Below are 17,915 nucleotides of genomic sequence, written 5' to 3' on the forward strand. Positions count from 1 at the left end.
ATGAAGAAGCTGCTCGTCGCCAATCGAGGCGAAATCGCCCTGCGCATCATTCGTGCAGCGCGCGACTACGGGATTGAATCGGTTGCCGTTTATGCGGACGCTGACGCCGCATCGCTTCATGTCGAATATGCGGATGAAGCGTGGGCGCTCGGTGCCGGGCGCGCTTCGGATACCTATCTCGCCATCGATAAGATTATCGACATTGCGGCGCGCTCGGGAGCGGATGCCGTCCATCCGGGTTACGGTTTTCTCTCCGAACGGCCTGAATTCGCGCAGGCGGTGCTCGACGCCGGACTGGTCTGGGTGGGTCCCTCACCGGATGTGATCCGCATGCTGGGTGACAAGATCGAGGCGCGCCGCATAGCAGCCGGTGTCGGCGCTCCGCTGGTCAGCGGCTCCGATGGCCCCCTCTCTTCGGCAAAGGAAGCTGTCGCGTTCGCTGAGCGTGCCGGGTTGCCGATTGCGATCAAGGCTGCATTCGGCGGTGGTGGGCGGGGCATGAAGGTCGCCCGCTCGCTTGCGGACGTCGGCGACATGTTTGAGTCCGCGGTTCGCGAGGCAACCGAGGCCTTTGGGCGCGGTGACTGCTACGCCGAACAATTTCTCGACAAACCCCGCCATGTCGAGGCGCAGATTCTGGCAGACAGCCATGGCAATATTCTGGTGCTCGGAACGCGCGACTGCTCCCTGCAGCGCCGCAATCAGAAACTGGTCGAGGAAGCGCCGGCCCCGTTCCTGAGCGCAGAACAGAGGCAGCGGATCCACGACGCTGCCCGAAAAATCTGTTCCGCTGCCGGATATGTGGGGGCGGGCACGGTGGAATTTCTGCTGTCGCGCGACGGACTGATTTCCTTTCTGGAAGTGAACACGCGCCTTCAGGTCGAACATCCCGTCACGGAAGTGACGACCGGCATAGACATCGTCGTGGAACAGTTGCGTATCGCCGACGGGCTGCCGCTGCGTGTGAAAGAAACGCCGGAGCCTCTGGGACATGCCTTTGAATTCCGCATCAATGCGGAAGATCCGGGTCGGGGCTTCCTGCCGACGCCCGGACGCATCACCCGTTTTCGCGCGCCCTCCGGACCCGGCGTGCGGCTCGACAGCGGCGTCGAAGCCGGATCCATTGTCCCGCCGCTCTATGATTCACTGTTTGCAAAACTCATCGTCTTCGCTTCCACCCGTGACGAAGCGCTTCATCGGGCCAGACGCGCCCTGCGGGAATTTCAGGTCGAAGGAATAGCAACTGTTCTGCCGTTCCATCGCGCAGTGCTTGAGGAAGAGGCTTTTACGTCGGCCGAACATTTTGGCGTCCATACCAACTGGATCGAGACCGAACTCGCCCTGCCGCCTCCCGCCCCCCGGGTTGAGGCGCAGGAAGACGATCTGGTTCGCACCTACATTGAAATTGATGGCAAGCGCCATCAGCTTGCTCTGCCGGCTGCATTCTGGGGGAAGCTTGCTGCTGCGCCGGCTTCGCCGGATGGTGCGCGCGAGGCTCCTTCATTACAGGACGCGGAAGGCGAAATAGTCGGCGTACCGATGCCGTCCATTCTGCAGGGGTGGCTCGTTGACGACGGAGCCCGCGTTCGCAAGGGTGATGCGATTGCCATCATAGAGGCGATGAAAGCGGAAATGCGGATTGCCGCGCCTGCAGATGGTGTCCTGCAGCATAGAGCAAAACCCGGTTCTGAGCTCATGGCAGGCGATATGCTCGCCGTCATCCTGCCCGGCGGATGATTTCCTCCGACTGGTTTTATTCCCTGCCAATGTCATTTCGATCGTGAAAAAGAGCACGCCAAGCAACTTCCTGCTGGCCGGAAGATGGACAGCTGACGCGGCTTGCGAGATCTTCCGGAACCACTCTGCGCTGTGTGGGAATGATTTCGGCTCCAGCGTGGATTTGTATCCGGCCTGTCTTTAAACAGGCGCGGCGCTCTTACGAAATGCTGAAAGAATGGCTATCATGAGGCTCAGCTTGACCGACGGCCTCCCGGCTTCATTGAATGGAGGCGGGACGGCTGCAGGAAATCCGGTACTTCAACAGAATTTGCAATGCGGACTGTGAATGGCGAAATCTCAAACCCGCGCCGCTCATAAGACGGGTAAAAATGCGCGCGAGATCATTCTGAACGCGGCGCGGGCGGAATTCGCCGAGAAAGGTTTCAACGGAGCCCGTGTCGACAGCATCGCCGCCCGCTCCGGCCTGAACAAGCAGCTCGTCTACTATTATTTCGGCAGCAAGGACGACCTTTACCGCGTCACGCTTGAGGAAGCCTATACCGAGATACGCCTGCGCGAAAAAGACCTCGACCTGCGATCGCTACCCCCGCAGGACGCCATCGTGCGCCTCATCGATTTTTCGCTCAGCTATCTGGCGCGGCATCGGGAATTTATTCGCATGCTGGCCGACGAGAACGCGCTGGGTGGACCCCACGTCAAGGACTCCGATGCTTTTCAGCGCACGAACTCGCCACTGATCGAGATGATCGGGGCGACCCTGCGCGAAGGCGAAGCGCAAGGCGTGTTTCGCAAGGGCATCGATCCGCTCGACCTCTACATCTCGATCGCGGGCATGACGTTTTTCTATTTCGCCAACGGCGTCACCATGTCGGCGATTTTCGGGCGGGATCTTTCCACGCCGGAAGCTCTTTCCGTCTACCGGGATCATATCGTTGCGCTGACGCTGGCGGGTCTGCGGCCCTGATGCCGTCTTGCGTGCGCCCCGGCGCGGGCTTACCAGCCGCGTTGCAGAGCGCGGGCTGATCGTTGCCGATCCTCGATTCAACCAAATAGTTGAAACCGCCCCCGGGGACGGTCTACCCTCCTGATGCAAATGCCGGAGGACGCCCTGATCATGATTCCCGCCATCGTTACCGACGAGTTGTCGGATTCGCCCGAAACCGCCTTCGAGCTTGGTCTGGAATGGGGCGTGCGGCATTTCGAGCTGCGCGGCATGCACGATGCCCGCGTGCCGCGCCTGAGCCCGACGCAACGGCGGCGGCTGTTGCGGGCGATCCGTGACTTCGATGTGCGCATCAGTGCCATCTCTCCGGGACTCTTCAAGATTCCCCTGCCGCCGGACTCTGCGCAAAGCTCCAATCTGGCGTGGATGGACCGCGAGTTTCACGACGCATGGGCGGACGCGGAGGCGCTGCTGCGCGATCATGTCGAACGGCTTCTGCCGGAATCGCTTGAGTTTGCCGTGGCCAGCGGCGCGCAGCACCTGATCGCCTTCAGTTTTCACCGCGGCGGCCGACCTTCGGGACGTGCGCCCGGACGGGTCGCGGATGTGCTCGCCCACGCCGCCGAACTGGCGCAGAGTGCGAATGTATCCCTGATCATCGAGAACGAGGAGAGCCACTGGGCCAATACGGGCGCGCTTTCAGCGGCCCTGATTGCGGCCACCGGCGCACCGATCGGGATCAACTGGGATCCCGCCAACGCGCTGATCGACGGCGACACCCCCTGGCCGGACGGTTATGCCGCCTGCCGTCATCTGGTCCGCAATGTCCACTTCAAGGACGCCCGCGTCCATGCCGACAATTCATGGGAGTTGCTGGCCGACGGGGACGTCGACTGGGCCGGTCAGGTGATGGCGCTTGAGGAGGATGGCTATGCAGGTTGTGTCGCCATGGAACCGCATCTGTGGCCATCCGTAGCCTCGGTGAGAAACGCTCTCTCCAGATTTAACGCATTGAAAAACAATTGAAATATTGCGGCGGAAAATTTCCGTCAAAAATTCAACCAAATAGTTGAAATCTTCTTTCGCTGCGGATAGTGTCATCGGCAAGAAAAGAACATGAGGGAGCCGATCTTGCATCAGACAGTCGCCAATGATTCCGGTCTGGCCGCCACCGCGCTGCCCGAGAGCTTCGGTTCCGTTGAGGAACTCGAAGAATACATGACCCGGCCAACGCCCGCTCTGGTGCGCGATCTGGCCTCGGTCGACGGTGACATCATCATCCTCGGCGTTGCGGGCAAGATGGGCCCGACGCTGGCGCGCATGGCCAAGCGTGCGGCACCCGAAAAGCGGGTGATCGGCGTTGCCCGCTTCAGCGAGCCCGAGTTGCAGGCGCAGCTTGAATCCTGGGGCGTCGAGACCATCAGGGCCGATCTGCTGGACGAGGCGCAGGTGAACGCCCTGCCCAAGGCGCGCAACGTGATCTTCATGGCCGGTATGAAGTTCGGCGCTTCGGGCAATCAGGCGCTGACCTGGGCGATGAACACCCATTCGCCGGCGCTGGTCGCAAATGCCTATCGCGACTCGCGCATCGTCGCCTTCTCCACCGGCAACATCTATCCGCTGATGGATGTGCTCCAGCAGGGCGCGCTGGAGACGACACCGCCGGAGCCGCGCGGCGAATATGCCATGTCCTGCCTCGGCCGCGAGCGCATGTTCGAGCATTTCTCGCGCGTTCACGGCACGCCCGGCCGGCTGTTCCGCCTGAACTACGCCATCGATCTGCGCTATGGCGTGCTTTACGATCTCGCCAGCCGCATCAAGGCCGGCACCCAGATCGATCTGTCGCTGATGGGGCACGTCAACGTGATCTGGCAGGGCGACGCCAATGCGCAGGCGCTGCGCTGTCTGGCTCATTCCACCGAAATCACCAGCCCGATCAATGTGTCGGGTCCGGAAACCCTGTCGGTGCGCTGGCTGGTCCATGAACTGGCAAAGCGCCTTGAAGTCGAGCCGCGCCTGTTCGGTTCCGAGGCGACCACCGCCTGGCTCACCAACACCGCGCAGGCCAACCGGCTGTTCGGCTATCCGTCGGTTCCGCTGACGGCGATGCTCGACTGGACCGCCGACTGGGTTGCCCGCGGCGAAATTGCCTATAACAAGCCCACCAAGTTCGAAGCCCGGAGCGGAGCGTTCTGAACATGACCGGACAAGCCACTCCTCAGGCCCGGCAGGCTGCGATGGATCTCCTGCGCGAAGGAACCGTCATTCCTGCCCACCCTCTGGCGCTGAATGCCGATCGCCAGCTCGATGAGCGCCGGCAGCGGGCGCTGACGCGCTACTATCTCGATGCGGGCTCCGGCGGTCTGGCGGTGGGTGTGCACACCACCCAGTTCGCCATTCGCGAAGTCGGGCTCTATGAGCGGGTGCTGTCGCTTGCCGCGGAAGAGGCTGCAAGCTGGACCGACCGCACGCTGGTCATGGTTGCCGGGCTTGCCGGTCCGACCGCGCAGGCGGTGAATGAGGCGAAGACGGCCGTATCGCTTGGCTACCATGCTGGCCTGCTCAGCCTCGCCGCCCTCAAGGGCCAGAGCGAGGATGTGCTGATTGCGCATTGCGAGCAGGTTGCCGCCGAAATTCCGCTGATCGGCTTCTATCTGCAGCCGGCGGTCGGCGGGCTGCATCTGTCGGCGCATTTCTGGGCGCGCTTTGCCGCCATCCCCAATGTGGTGGCGATCAAGGTTGCTCCCTTCAACCGCTATCGCACCGTCGATGTGGTGCGCGGCATCGTCGATGCCGGGGCCGAGGACAAGGTCACGCTCTACACCGGCAATGACGATCACATCGTGCTCGATCTGGTGACGCCGTTCACCGTGATGCGCGACGGCAAGCCCATCACGCTGCGCTTCAAAGGCGGCTTGCTCGGCCACTGGTCGGTGTGGACGAAAGGCGCGGTCGACATCTTCGAACGCTGCCGTGCGGAAGCGGCGAAGGATGCGGTTTCGGCCGACATGCTCGCGCTGGATTCCCGCGTGACCGACTGCAACAGCGCCTTCTTCGATGTCGTCAACGACTTCCACGGCTGCATTGCCGGCTGTCACGAAATCCTGCGCCGGCAGGGCCTGCTGGAGGGCATCTGGTGCCTCGATCCGGAAGAGGGGCTTTCGCCGGGACAGGCGGAAGAGCTGACCCGCGTCAGCCGCCTGCATGCCGACCTTGCGGATGACGACTTCGTCCGCGCCAATCTCTCGCGCTGGCTGGACTGATCCGATGGCGAAGCTGCGCGAGAAACTTCTCGAACTGGTGCCCGCCATCGTTCTCTTTCTGGCGATCATGGCCATCTGGCAGGCGGCCGTGAGCTGGGGCGAGATCAAGCCCTATCTGCTTCCAAGCCCGCGCTCGGTGCTGGATGCCATGCTCGACACCTCGATCGACTGGTGGGGGCACATCTGGGCCACCGGCCTTGCCATCGTGGGCGCGTTCCTGCTGGCGGCGGCCAGCGGCGTTCTGCTGGGCACGATGATCGCCTGGTCGCCGGTGCTTTCGCGGGCGCTGATGCCGTTTCTGGTGTTTCTCAACACGCTTCCCAAGGTGGCCATCGCGCCGCTGTTCCTGATCTGGGTCGGCTACGGCATCCTTCCCAACATATTGATGGGCGCGCTGATCGGCTTCTTCCCCGTGGTCATCAACACGGCGGTGGGCCTCTCGCAGATCGATCATGACATGATCGATCTCGGCCGCGTCTTCAGTGCGCCGAAATGGAAGGTGTTCGCCAAGATCCGCATTCCGAACGCCTATCCCTATATCCTGTCGGCGCTGAAGGTCACGGCGACCTCCGCCGTCGTCGGTGCGATCGTCGGCGAATTCGTCGCTTCGCAGACCGGGCTCGGCTACGTCATCGTGACCAGCCAGAGCAGCATGAACACCGCGCTGGCTTTCGCCGCGCTCATCTATATCTCGATCATCGGTTTGCTGCTGTTCGCGGCCGTCGGGCTGATGTCGCGCTATCTGGCGCCGTGGGCCGAGGGAACCGACGCCTGAGCCGGAATTACCGTCACCATCCGATAAACGCAAAAATGGGAGCGAACGGGATGAAGACTGCACTGATGATCACAACGGCCATGGTTGCAGCACTTGCTGCGGCACCGGCCATGGCCAGCGAGAAATTCACCTTCGCGCTGAACTGGTTCCCGGTTGGCGACCATGCCGCCTACTGGGTGGCCAAGGAGAAGGGCTACTTCGCCGAGAAGGGCCTCGACGTGGTGATCGAGAACTCCAAGGGTTCCGGCGATTCCATCGCCAAGGTTGACACCGGCCGCGCCGACGCCGGACTTGCCGACGCGGCGGTCGTCATCGGCTCACGGGCGCGGGGAACCACGGTGAAGGTTGTCGGCATCATCTTCGACCGCACGCCGATGAACTTCTTCTCCAAGGCCTCCGCTCCCATCACCAAGCCCTCCGACCTTCCCGGCAAGACCGTGGGCGCACCTCCCGGCGACAGCCAGCGTCTGGTGTGGCCGGCTTTCGCCAATGCCAACGGCATTGATCCCAATTCCATCAAATGGGTGAACATCGAGCCTTCGGCAAAATATGTGGCGCTTGCGGAAGGGCGCGCCGATGCGGTGTCGGACTACACGACCGGCCTGCCGCTGGCGGAAAAGGCCGTCGGCAAGGGCAATGCCGTGACGCTGAACTGGGCCGACTACAATTTCCAGCTCTACGCCATGTCGATCATGGCCAGCGAGGCCACCATCAAGGACCGGCCCGAGGCGCTTCGCGGTTTTCTGGAAGCGTCCTACAAGGGCTGGCAGGATGTCATGAACGATCCTGAAGGCGCGATGGAGATCTATAAGAAGGCCGTGCCTGAGATCGATGTGGTGGCACTGCGCGAAAACATGGATCTCGGCTTCGAACTGATGAAGACGCAGACCTTCAAGGAAAACGGCATCGGCGCCATCGACAAGGAAAAGATGTGCGGATCGGTCGACCTCGTGAACACCTATATGGGCCTGCCCACCAAGGTAGATTGCGCGGACGCCTATGACGACACGTTCCTGACCAAGATTGAGCTTCCGTTCGACGTTCAATAACCTCTGAAGACAGGCTAGACAGAGTGGACACTATTTCCATCCAGCTCGACGGGGTCTCGATGACCTACGGCACCGCATCGGGGCCGGTCGAGGCGTTGCGTGACATCAATCTGGCGGTTCGGCAGGGCGAGTTCATCTCGCTCGTCGGCCCGTCCGGTTGCGGAAAATCCACCCTGCTGCGCGTGGTGGCCGGGCTGCGCGAGCGCAGCGCCGGCACCATCATGGTGGATGGCCAGAGGGTGACGAAGCCGATCCCCAATGTGGGGATGGTGTTTCAGGCGGCCGTGCTGCTGAAATGGCGCACCATCCTCGACAACGTGCTGTTGCCGGCGGAGCTGGCAGGCCTCAACCCGCGCAACTACCGCGAGCGGGCCATGCAGCTTCTCGAACTCACCGGGCTGAAGGAATTCGCCAACAAGCTGCCGCGCGAGCTTTCCGGCGGCATGCAGCAGCGCGCCGCGATCTGCCGTGGCCTGCTTCTGGACCCTCAGCTCTTGCTTATGGATGAGCCCTTCGGCGCTCTCGATGCGATGACGCGTGACGAGATGAACCTGGAACTGCTGCGCATCTGGGGCGAGGCTTCCGATACCCGCAAGACCGTTCTGTTCGTCACCCACTCCATTCCCGAAGCCGTGTTCCTTTCGGATCGGGTGGTGATCATGTCGCCGCGTCCGGGACGCATCGACACGGTGCTCGATATCGATCTGCCGCGCCCGCGCACCGTCGAAAGCCGCATCACGCCGGAATTCGGCGCGCTGTCGCTGAAGATCTACGACATGCTTACCGGTCGACAGAGCGGCGATGACCCGCGCTTCGTGCCGGCATGACGGTACGGCTTCGGGTCGTTGACGTCTGCTGCTACGAGCGGCCTTACCGGCTGCGCATCCCGTTTCGCTTCGGCATAAAGACCGCGACGGGCGGACGGCAGGCGGTTGTCTCGGTCCGCATCCGTCTGGAAAACGGGCAGGAAGCCACCGGCTGGGCGGCAGAGGCGCTGAGCGCCAAATGGTTCGACAAGAACCCTTCGCTCACCGATGACCAGAACCATCACCAGCTGCGCCGCTCCATCGAGCTGGCCGCCGAGGCCCGCCTCGGCTCCGGCCTGCAAACGGCATACGGGCTTTTCGAGACCAGCTATTTCGACCTGAATGATGCATGTGCCGCGCAGGCGCTCAATCCGCTGATCGCGAGCTTCGGCATGGCGATGCTCGACCGCGCCATTCTCGATGCCCTGTGCCGGGCGAAGGGCACGAGTTTTGCGCAGGCCATGTCTGCCAATCTGGGGGGCATTCATACGGGGCCGCTGGTGCCGGAGCTGGATGGTTTCGATCTCGATGCTTTCCTTGGTTCCCGTCATCCCGCATTGAGCATCGACATCCGCCACACCGTGGGGCTGGTCGATCCGCTGGTTCCCGGCGATCAGGAAAGCCGCGTCAATGACGGTTTGCCGGAGACGCTGTCGGAAGTCATCGCGACCTATGGCTGCCGCTACTACAAGATCAAGATCGGCGGCGATGCGGACGCGGATCTGGACCGGCTCGGCCGGATCGCTGCGCTGCTGGACCAAAGCGGCATCGATTACCGCGTGACCCTCGACGGCAACGAACAGTTCGCCGATGGTGAGGCCATTGCAGCATTCTTCGCGCGGGTGGAAGCCGATCCGGCGCTGCGCCGGTTCAGCAGGTCTCTCCTGTGCCTCGAACAGCCGGTGCGGCGTGACCGCGCGCTGGCAGAGCCGGTGGACCGTCTTGCCGCCCGCATTCCGGTGATCATCGATGAATCGGATGGTGGGCTGGATGCGTTCCCGACAGCCCGCGCGCTCGGCTATACGGGCGTGTCGTCGAAGACCTGCAAGGGCTTCTACAAGTCGATACTGAACGCAGCCCGGGCTCAGGCCTGGAACGGCGACGGCGCGTCGCGCTATTTCCTCTCTGCTGAAGACCTGACCTGCGAACCCGGCATTTCCCTGCAGCAGGATCTCGCGCTCGTCAGCTGGCTGGGGCTCACCCATGTGGAGAAGAATGCCCATCATTTCATAGATGGCTTCGGCAATCGTCCTCACGGTGAAGCGCAGGCTTTTCTGGCCGCGCATGGCGACCTTTATCATCTCCAGAACGGTGTTGTCCGGCTGAGGCTCGAAGGTGGCAGGGTCGCGATCGGCTCGCTCGCAGCTTCCGGATTCGGAACGGCATTGTCGCCTGATATTGCCGGTCTGGAGCCCATGCCTCCCGCAGACTGGAGTTAGCCCGCTCCCCGCGCAGAAGCGTCCTGATGCCCTGCCGCGCGTGGGCATGAGCGCCGTGGATTTGCGGTGGCGATTGGGGCAGCTGCTGTACCCAACAAGGGCTGGTACATTTGCCTCAGGGGCAGTGATCCTTGCCAACATCAAACTATTTCTGAACAACGGCACCTGTCGGGGCCGTCAGCCACGGCTGAGAGGCGGTAGGGGCCAGCCCCGGCCGGAACCCTGCCTGATGAAATGAATAATGAAAGGGAAGATATGAACGGCGCCGACATGCTTTGCGATGTGCTTCTGGTGAACGACATTGACGTTTGCTTCGCCAATCCGGGAACCTCCGAAATGCATTTCGTTGCCGCGCTTGATCGCAAGCCGCAGATGCGCTGCGTGCTGGGTCTGGCCGAGGGCGTTGTGACAGGCGCCGCCGACGGTTACGCGCGCATGGCCGACAAGCCTGCCGCCACCCTGCTGCATACGGGGCCGGGGCTCGCCAACGGTCTTGCCAATCTGCACAATGCCCGCCGCGCCCGCACACCCATGGTCAATGTGGTGGGCGATCATGCCACCTATCATCTGAAGCATGATGCGCCGCTGACAAGTGACATCGAAGGCCTTGCCCGGCCCATGTCGCACTGGGTTGGCCGTATCGAGAGCGCCGCCGGAGTGCGCACGCGCACGGAAGAGGCTTATCGCGAGGCGCAGATGCGCCGGGGTGTCTCGACGCTGATCCTGCCGGCGGACGCGGCGTGGGGCGAGGTTCAGCCCGAAACGCTCGGCCCCGTAACCCTGCCGCAACCGCCCGCCATTTCCGCTGACCTGCTTTCCGCTGCCGGAGCGGCGTTGCGCAGCGGCAGGCGCGCGGTCATCATTCTGGCCGGCCGGGCGCTGCGCGCCGGTGCCCTCGAAACCGCGGGGCGCATCGCGGCTGCCACCGGTGCGGCGCTGTTTTCGCAGACCTCCGACCGCACCGCGCGGGGTGCCGGCAGGGTTGCGGCCCGTCCTGTGCCTTACAATGTCGATCAGGCGGTGCAGGCATTGCGCGAGTTCGAGGTGGCGATCTGCCTCGGCGGGCATGCGCCGGTCGGGTTCTTCGCCTATCCCGGCAAGCCCGGCGCGATGCTGCCGGCCGACTGCGAGGTCATCCAGCTTGCAGAGCATGAGCACGATCTGGCCGGCGCGCTTGAGGCGCTTGCCGCCGAAATCGGCGTGCGCGGCGATGCTCCGTTCGTGGCCGGTCGTTTCAACCAGCGCGAGATCGCTGCTCCGAATGGCGTGCTCGATGCGGACAGCATTTCCGTGGCGGTGGCGCGCGCTCTGCCTGAAGACGCAATCCTGATCGATGAGGCGATCACCTCGGGCGGGCGTCTGACGGCGTTGTCGCCGGGGCTCGTTCCGCATGACCATGTGCCGCTGACGGGCGGCGCGATCGGCGAAGGCATTCCGCTGGCGGTTGGTGCCGCCATTGCCTGTCCGCAGCGCAAGGTGGTGGCCATGCAGGCCGACGGCAGCGGCATGTACACCGTGCAGGGCCTGTGGACGCAGGCGCGCGAAAATCTCGATGTGGTGACAGTCATTCTGTCAAACCGTGCCTATGCCATTTTGCAGGGCGAAATGCGCAATGTCGGCGTCAACAATTTTGGGCGCAACGCACGGCGCATGCTCGATCTGGATTCGCCCGACCTCGACTGGTGCCTGATCGCGCGCGGCATGGGTGTGGAAGCTGCCCGTGCCGACACGATCGAACAATTCATCGATCTGTTCGGGACGGCGCTGACGAGAAAAGGGCCGTTCCTGATCGAGGCGCGGATCTGAAGCCTTGCCTGAAGGCTGATCGTAAATCGCAAAGGGGGTGCCGAGGCATCCCCTTTCAGCAGGCGCGCATGTCGCGGTAGACCAGCTGCAAAGCCTTGAAGGCTGCGTAGCGCTCTGCGTGCAGATCGGCGATGGCGCCTGTCGCGGGCTGATGGACGCTGCCGGAAGCCGAAAGCTGCGCCATCGCTTCGCCCATCGTGGCGAAGGCGCCGCCGGCGACCGCACCCAGAATGGCGGAACCCAGCAATACGGGCTCTTCGGTGCGCGGCGCCACCACCGGTTTGCCGCCGGCTTCCGCCAGCAGGGTGCGCACGAAATCGCTCTGCCCGGCACCGCCGCTGATCACCACCTGTTCGACATGGGCACCGGCTTCGGCCTGAACCTCGATGATCTGGCGCAGCCCGTAACCGATGCTGCAGATGCCGGCGACATAGAGCGCGACGAGGCTGTCGAGATCGTCTTCCATGCCAAGACCTGCGATCACGGCCCGCGCCTCGGGGTCGGCGAAGGGGGCGCGGTTGCCGAGGAATTCGGGCACGACATGCAGCCCCTTCACCAGCCGCACGGCCTCCGTGGCGGTGCCGGCACGCTCAAGGGCGAGGTCGGCGAGCAGCACGGGAAGGGCGACGCCCTTCGCATCGGCGCGGGCTTTCGCTGCGCCATGGGCGGGATGCATGGCGATAAGCCGTTCGATGGCCGCACCCGCTGCGCTCTGGCCGCCTTCGTTCAGCCACATGCCCGGCACCATGGCTGAATAATAGGGACCCCAGACGCCGGGAACGAACACCGGCTCGCTGGTCGAGGTCATGGTGCAGGAGGACGTGCCGAAGACATAGGCGAGGTTGCGCTGCGGCTCGCCGCCGATGCCGACCGTGCCGATGCCTCCCGCATGCGCGTCGATCATCCCGGCGGCCACGGCGGTGCCCGCGACGAGACCCATGGCTGCGGCTGCCTCTTCAGTCAGGCCGCTGCCGAGCGCGGTGCCCGGCTCGACGATGCGCGTGCCGATGCGCGAAAAACCTTCATCGGCAAGCACATCGAGGCCGATCTTGCGGAAGTAGCTTTCATCCCAGCGCTGTTCATGGGCGAGATAGGTCCATTTGCAGGTGACGGTGCAGATGGAACGGGCGAGATCGTCGCTGGCGCGCCATGTCAGATAGTCGGCGAGGTCGAAGAATTGCCATGCGGCGTCGAAGATCTGCGGCCGGTTTTCCTTCAACCACAGAAGCTTGGGTGTTTCCATTTCCGGCGAAATGCGCTCGCCGACATAGCGCAGCACCGGATGGCCGAGTTTGTTGATGCGCTCCGCCTGTTCTGTGGCGCGGTGGTCCATCCACACGATGATGTCGCGGCCGGCATCTTCGCAGGGGCCAACCGCAAGCGGTGTTCCGCCTTCGCCCAGCACCACCAGCGAGCAGGTGGCGTCGAAGCCGATGCCGGCCACGGAAGCCGGATCGATACGGGCTGCCGCGACAGCCTCCTTCACGCTGGCGCAGACGGCGTCCCAGATTTCAGCGCTCGACTGCTCGACCATCGATCCCGCTTCGCGAAAAAGGGCGATGTCGCGTTTTGCGGTGGCCAGCATCCGGCCTTCGAGGTCGAACAGGCCAGCGCGGGCACTTCCTGTGCCGACATCGATACCGATCACATAGCGGTTGGCTCGGGCCGTATCGCGCGGCGCGGAAGCACCGGTCGTCGTGCTCATGGGTACACTCTCAAGACTCAAAAAGAGGACGAAGGGGCGGGCTTCCCCTCTTACAGATCGACGCTGTTTGGCAGGATGACCAGATCGCGAATGGTGACGTTGCGCGGGCGCGACAGCATGAACAGCACGGCTTCGGCCACTTCCTTCGGCTGCATCAGGCTGCCATTGGCGAGCGCCTCCTCCATCTTGGCTTTCGGCCAGTCGTCGAGCAGGGCCGTCACCACCGGGCCAGGCAATACCGCGCCGACGCGCACACCATGCTGCGCCACCTGACGGCGGGTGGAATGAACGAAGGCCTGCACGGCGAATTTCGAGGCGGTGTAGATCGGCTCCCACACTACCGGCACCACACCGGCGATGGAGCTGGTGAACAGGATGTCGCCGCTCTTCTGCGCGATCATGTGTGGCAGCACCGCATGGACCGAGCGGAACGCGGCGTTGATGTTGAGGTTGAGCATCCGGTCCCATGCGTCGGGATCGCCTTCGGCCACCGGCCCGCCGATATAGGCGCCGGCATTGGCGTGGAAAATGTCGAGACGACCGGCAGCGTCGAGAATACGCGGCAACATGCCCGACACGTCTGACGGCGAAAGAAGGTCGACCACCAGCGGTCTGGCGCGTTCGCCCAGCTCGGCGCACAGGGTTTCGAGACGGCCCGCGGCCCGGTCGATCAGCATCACCGTGGCCCCTTCGGCCAGCAGCGTGCGCGCGCATTCGAGGCCGATGCCCGATGCCGCGCCGGTGATGGCCGCGACCTTGCCCTTCATGATTTCCGCCATGATGTTTCCTTCCTGTGGATCAGGCTCTGCCGTGGCTGACGCGGGAGCGGCGGGCGAGCGAATCGACGATGACGGCGATGGCCAGAACCGCGCCGGTGATCATGTAGCGCAGCGAAGAGCTGAGATTGAGCAGTGTCAGGCCGTTGGAAATGGCCTGAATGACGATGATGCCGAGCAGGGCGGAATAGGCGCTGCCGCGTCCGCCGAACAGGCTGGTTCCGCCGATGACGGCAGCCGCGATGGCATTGAGATTGACGTCGCCGGTGCCGGCCTGCTGGCTGGAGGAGGCAAGGCGGGAGGCGGCCAGAATGCCGCCAAGGGCTGCCAGCGTCGAGCACAGCATGAAGGCCGACATGTAGATGCGGCGCACATTGATGCCGGAACGCCGTGCGGCTTCGCGATTGCCGCCGACGGCGAACATGGAGCGGCCCCAGCGGGTGCGGGTCAGCGCATAGTCCAGCAGCACCACCAGTGCCACGAACAGGCCGAACATCCACGGCACGCCGCGCCCCAGATTGAGATAGTAGACGGCGAACTGGATGACCACGGTGAACAGACCGGCCTTGAAGGCAAGCGCGCCGAGCGGTTGCGAGGAAAGGCCGACGGCATGGCGGCGGGCGCGGTTGCGCAGGCCCAGCACCACCATCACCACACCGGGAAGCAGCGCCAGCAGATGGGATGTCCAGCCCGGCATCACCATGACCTGTCCGAAACGCACCAGCGGCGAGGCATAGGGCAGGTTGATGGAGCCGGTCGGACCCAGAATGTAAAGCTGCAGGCCAAGCAGGGCCAGAAGTCCGGCCAGCGTGGCGACGAAGCTCGGCATGCCCAGCCTGTTGTAGAGCATGGCGTAGAGCGCGCCCATCGCGGCTCCGGCAGCAAGTGCGACGGCAATACCGCCGGCAATCGGCCAGCCGGCATTGACCCACAAGACGCCGATGATGGCCGAGGCCAGACCGCTCATCGAGCCAACCGACAGGTCGATTTCGCCCAGCAGCAGCACGCACACGATGCCAAGCGAAATAACGCCGATGGTGGCGCTGTCGAACAGCAGATTCACCAGATTGTTGGGTGCGAGGAAAACCGGATTAAGGATGCTGAACACGGTGGAGATGACGATCAGCCCCACTGCAACCGGCAGCATGCCGAGATCGCCGGTGCGGACGCGCGCGAAGAAGCTGCGCACCATGCCGCCAATGCTCTCATCGGGGCGCACGCGCTCGTCGGAACGGTCGAGCGCCGCTTCTGCGGTGGCATTCTCATCGGATGAGGGTTTGGTGGAAACTGGCGTGGTCATGCTCTTGCCCCGCTGATGCCGTCGGTTTTATTGCCGGCGTCCAGACGGGCGCGGCGACGCGACACTGCGTTTTCGGTGGCGCCGGTAATGGCGGTCACGAGTTCGTTGTTGGTGGCGTCCGGGCTGAAAACGCCATTGTTGCGCCCAAGGCGCAGCACCACGACGCGGTCAGCCACGGCACGGACGTCTTCCATATTGTGGCTGATGATGATGACGCCGAGGCCGCGATCGCGCACCCGCTCGATGAGGTTCAGCACTTCCGCCGTCTGGGCTACGCCAAGGGCCGCGGTGGGCTCGTCCAGCATGATGATCTTGGGATCGAGCAGCAGCGAGCGGGCGATGGCGACCGTCTGGCGCTGACCGCCCGACAGGGAAGCGACCGGCTCGCGAACTGAGGGGATGCGCGCGGCAAGTTCGCGCAGCAGCGTCCATGCCTTCACCTCCATGGCCACCTCGTCGAGGTTCCATGGCGACAGCTCATGGCCGAGAAACAGATTGGCGACGACGTCGAGGTTCTCGCACAGCGCCAGATCCTGAAACACCGTGGCGATGCCCAGTTCCAGCGCCCGCCCAGGGCTGTCGAGCGATACGGTTTCGCCGCAGAATTCGATGGTGCCGGAGGACGGCTGATGCACGCCGGCCAGAATCTTGATGAGCGTCGATTTGCCAGCGCCATTGTCGCCGACCAGCGCCACCACCTCGCCCGCATGAACATCGAGATCGATGTCGGTCAGCGCCGAAACGGCCCCGAAGTTCTTGGAGATCTGGCGAAGTTTAAGGATGGGGCTGCCCGGTTGTGGGCCTGCGCCGGCTTGCTGGTTCATCTTTGAATGGCCTCTGCTTGGCAGGATAAGCCCGGCCGGCCGGAGCCGGCCGGGCACAGGCATATTACTCGGTAATGCCGAGCTTCTTGCAAGCCTCGGCATATTCGCCGGTGCAGACCTGCTCAGCGGTCTGGATGCCCTTGTCGAAGATTTCAGCCTTGATGTTCTCAGACGTCACCACTGCCGGAACGAACAGCTCCGAAGGCGTGTCGTAGAGCGTGGTCTTCGCCTCGGGCGTTTCGCCCTTCACGAACTGCACGGCCACCTTTGCAGCGGCAGCGGCAACGATCTCCGAAGGCTTGGAGATGGTGTTGTACTGGTCGCCGGCGATGATCAGCTGCAGGGCGGCGATGGTGGCGTCATTGCCGGTCACCGGAGGAACGGGCTGCACGCCAGCGGCCTTGAAGGCTGCAATGACGCCGCCGCCGGTGCCGTCATTGGCGGCAACCACGCCCCTGATCTTGTCGCCGAAGCGGGTGATCTGGCCGGCGGCCCATTCCTGCGCCTTCGGCGGCGCCCATTCCGGCGTGTCGAACTCGGCGAGCGTCTCGAAACCGGATTCCTTCAGGCCCCGATGGATGCCGTCGCGGATCAGGCCTGCGGCAGCGTCGGTCGGCGAGCCGTTGACCTGCAGCACGCCCGCGCCATCCTCGACGCCATTCGCCTTCATGTGGTCGACCAGGGATTTGGAGATGGCGTAGCCGATGCCTTCATTGTCGAAGGAGACATAGTAGTCGGCCGGCTTGTCCGGGATCGGGCGGTCATAGGCGACGACCTTGACGCCCTGCGAATGGGCTATCTCGACGAGACCCGCTGCGGCAGCGGAGTCGACCGGATCGAGCACGATGACCTTGGCGCCCTGCGCGATCACCGAGTTGAACTGCTGCTGCTGGAGCGAGGCGTCGGCATTGGCGTTCTGGTAGATGACCGTGCAGCTGGCGCACAGCTTCTCCATCTCTGCCTTGAAGCCCGGATAGTCATGCTCCTCGTAACGCGTCGATGCCTGATCCGGCATCAGGAACGCGACGGTGGCGGCTTCATCTGCCTGCGCCTGCGCCGTGCACAGAACGCCGGCGGCAGCCGTCGCCATCAGGAAAGTGCGGAAATTCATGGTGTCCTCCTTGTAAACGACAAATCCGTGCCGGGAAGTTGATGCCCTGAAACCGGCACGGACCGGGTCAAAGGCCGGGAGCCTCATGCGCGACGTCTCGGAACTGCTCCACGACGTGGCACATGCACCGGTTCAAGCTTCAGAATACTCCCGAACGCCTCCCGATCGGTCTTCGATATGCAACCGCCTTCATCGATTGTGCATGATAGCTCAATCGATGAAGCAAAAATTGCCACCTTCAGATATTGATGTCAAGCTGGCGCAAATCAGACGGGGTGGATAAGAGCTTTACGCTGCGTCTTATGCATGGCGGGCACTGCCTCGCAGGTGAAAAGCGCGGGAGATGGCGGCAGCGCGGGGGGAAGCGGAGCGGCCACA

Annotated in this window: 15 protein-coding genes; 10 read left to right on the top strand and 5 right to left on the bottom strand. The window is 63.5% G+C overall.

Annotated features, from left to right (window positions below):
* The 10 genes from HNR59_RS17980 to HNR59_RS18025 all read left to right on the top strand — a co-directional run bounded on the left by HNR59_RS17980 (position 1) and on the right by HNR59_RS18025 (position 11,821).
* Positions 1-1,737, top strand: a complete 1,737-nt coding sequence (locus tag HNR59_RS17980) for an acetyl/propionyl/methylcrotonyl-CoA carboxylase subunit alpha (RefSeq protein WP_183832411.1) — start codon at positions 1-3, stop codon at positions 1,735-1,737.
* A 328-nt stretch (positions 1,738-2,065) separates the two neighbouring features.
* Positions 2,066-2,704 carry a TetR/AcrR family transcriptional regulator gene (locus HNR59_RS17985; protein WP_183832412.1) on the top strand — a complete coding sequence of 213 codons (639 nt, stop codon included), beginning with the start codon at positions 2,066-2,068 and terminating at the stop codon, positions 2,702-2,704.
* Positions 2,705-2,854: 150 nt separating this feature from the next.
* Positions 2,855-3,709: a sugar phosphate isomerase/epimerase family protein gene (locus tag HNR59_RS17990; RefSeq protein ID WP_183832413.1), complete on the top strand. Its 855-nt coding sequence runs from the start codon at positions 2,855-2,857 to the stop codon at positions 3,707-3,709.
* Positions 3,710-3,814: 105 nt separating this feature from the next.
* Positions 3,815-4,879 (top strand): NAD-dependent epimerase/dehydratase family protein, encoded by a 1,065-nt coding sequence (locus tag HNR59_RS17995; protein WP_246374825.1) that lies wholly within the window; start codon positions 3,815-3,817, stop codon positions 4,877-4,879.
* A gap of 2 nt (positions 4,880-4,881) precedes the next feature.
* Positions 4,882-5,946, top strand: a complete 1,065-nt coding sequence (locus HNR59_RS18000; protein WP_246374826.1) for a dihydrodipicolinate synthase family protein — start codon at positions 4,882-4,884, stop codon at positions 5,944-5,946.
* Between the two features lie 4 nt (positions 5,947-5,950).
* Positions 5,951-6,721: an ABC transporter permease gene (locus HNR59_RS18005; RefSeq protein WP_183832415.1), complete on the top strand. Its 771-nt coding sequence runs from the start codon at positions 5,951-5,953 to the stop codon at positions 6,719-6,721.
* Positions 6,722-6,771: 50 nt separating this feature from the next.
* Positions 6,772-7,770: an ABC transporter substrate-binding protein gene (locus tag HNR59_RS18010; RefSeq protein WP_246374828.1), complete on the top strand. Its 999-nt coding sequence runs from the start codon at positions 6,772-6,774 to the stop codon at positions 7,768-7,770.
* Positions 7,771-7,793: 23 nt separating this feature from the next.
* A complete protein-coding gene (locus HNR59_RS18015; protein WP_343060862.1) occupies positions 7,794-8,597 on the top strand; it encodes an ABC transporter ATP-binding protein in 804 nt (267 codons plus the stop codon).
* Positions 8,594-10,015, top strand: a complete 1,422-nt coding sequence (locus HNR59_RS18020) for an enolase C-terminal domain-like protein (RefSeq protein ID WP_183832416.1) — start codon at positions 8,594-8,596, stop codon at positions 10,013-10,015. Before HNR59_RS18015 ends, HNR59_RS18020 begins: the two co-directional genes overlap by 4 nt.
* A gap of 255 nt (positions 10,016-10,270) precedes the next feature.
* Positions 10,271-11,821 (top strand): acetolactate synthase large subunit, encoded by a 1,551-nt coding sequence (locus tag HNR59_RS18025; protein ID WP_183832417.1) that lies wholly within the window; start codon positions 10,271-10,273, stop codon positions 11,819-11,821.
* A 55-nt stretch (positions 11,822-11,876) separates the two neighbouring features.
* Here the strand turns inward: HNR59_RS18025 and HNR59_RS18030 are convergent, their stop codons facing one another.
* The 5 genes from HNR59_RS18030 to HNR59_RS18050 all read right to left on the bottom strand — a co-directional run bounded on the left by HNR59_RS18030 (position 11,877) and on the right by HNR59_RS18050 (position 17,516).
* A complete protein-coding gene (locus tag HNR59_RS18030) occupies positions 11,877-13,526 on the bottom strand; it encodes an FGGY-family carbohydrate kinase (protein WP_183832418.1) in 1,650 nt (549 codons plus the stop codon).
* A gap of 50 nt (positions 13,527-13,576) precedes the next feature.
* Positions 13,577-14,305, bottom strand: coding sequence for an SDR family oxidoreductase (locus HNR59_RS18035; protein ID WP_183832419.1), 729 nt, complete (start codon positions 14,303-14,305; stop codon positions 13,577-13,579).
* Positions 14,306-14,324: 19 nt separating this feature from the next.
* Positions 14,325-15,602 carry a sugar ABC transporter permease gene (locus tag HNR59_RS18040; protein WP_183832420.1) on the bottom strand — a complete coding sequence of 426 codons (1,278 nt, stop codon included), beginning with the start codon at positions 15,600-15,602 and terminating at the stop codon, positions 14,325-14,327.
* A complete protein-coding gene (locus tag HNR59_RS18045) occupies positions 15,599-16,426 on the bottom strand; it encodes an ATP-binding cassette domain-containing protein (protein WP_183832421.1) in 828 nt (275 codons plus the stop codon). Before HNR59_RS18045 ends, HNR59_RS18040 begins: the two co-directional genes overlap by 4 nt.
* A gap of 64 nt (positions 16,427-16,490) precedes the next feature.
* Positions 16,491-17,516, bottom strand: a complete 1,026-nt coding sequence (locus tag HNR59_RS18050) for an ABC transporter substrate-binding protein (protein ID WP_425488678.1) — start codon at positions 17,514-17,516, stop codon at positions 16,491-16,493.
* Between the last annotated feature and the right edge of the window lie 399 nt (positions 17,517-17,915).

The sequence above is a fragment of the Aquamicrobium lusatiense genome (assembly GCF_014201615.1).
In the GTDB taxonomy this organism is placed as follows: domain Bacteria; phylum Pseudomonadota; class Alphaproteobacteria; order Rhizobiales; family Rhizobiaceae; genus Mesorhizobium; species Mesorhizobium lusatiense.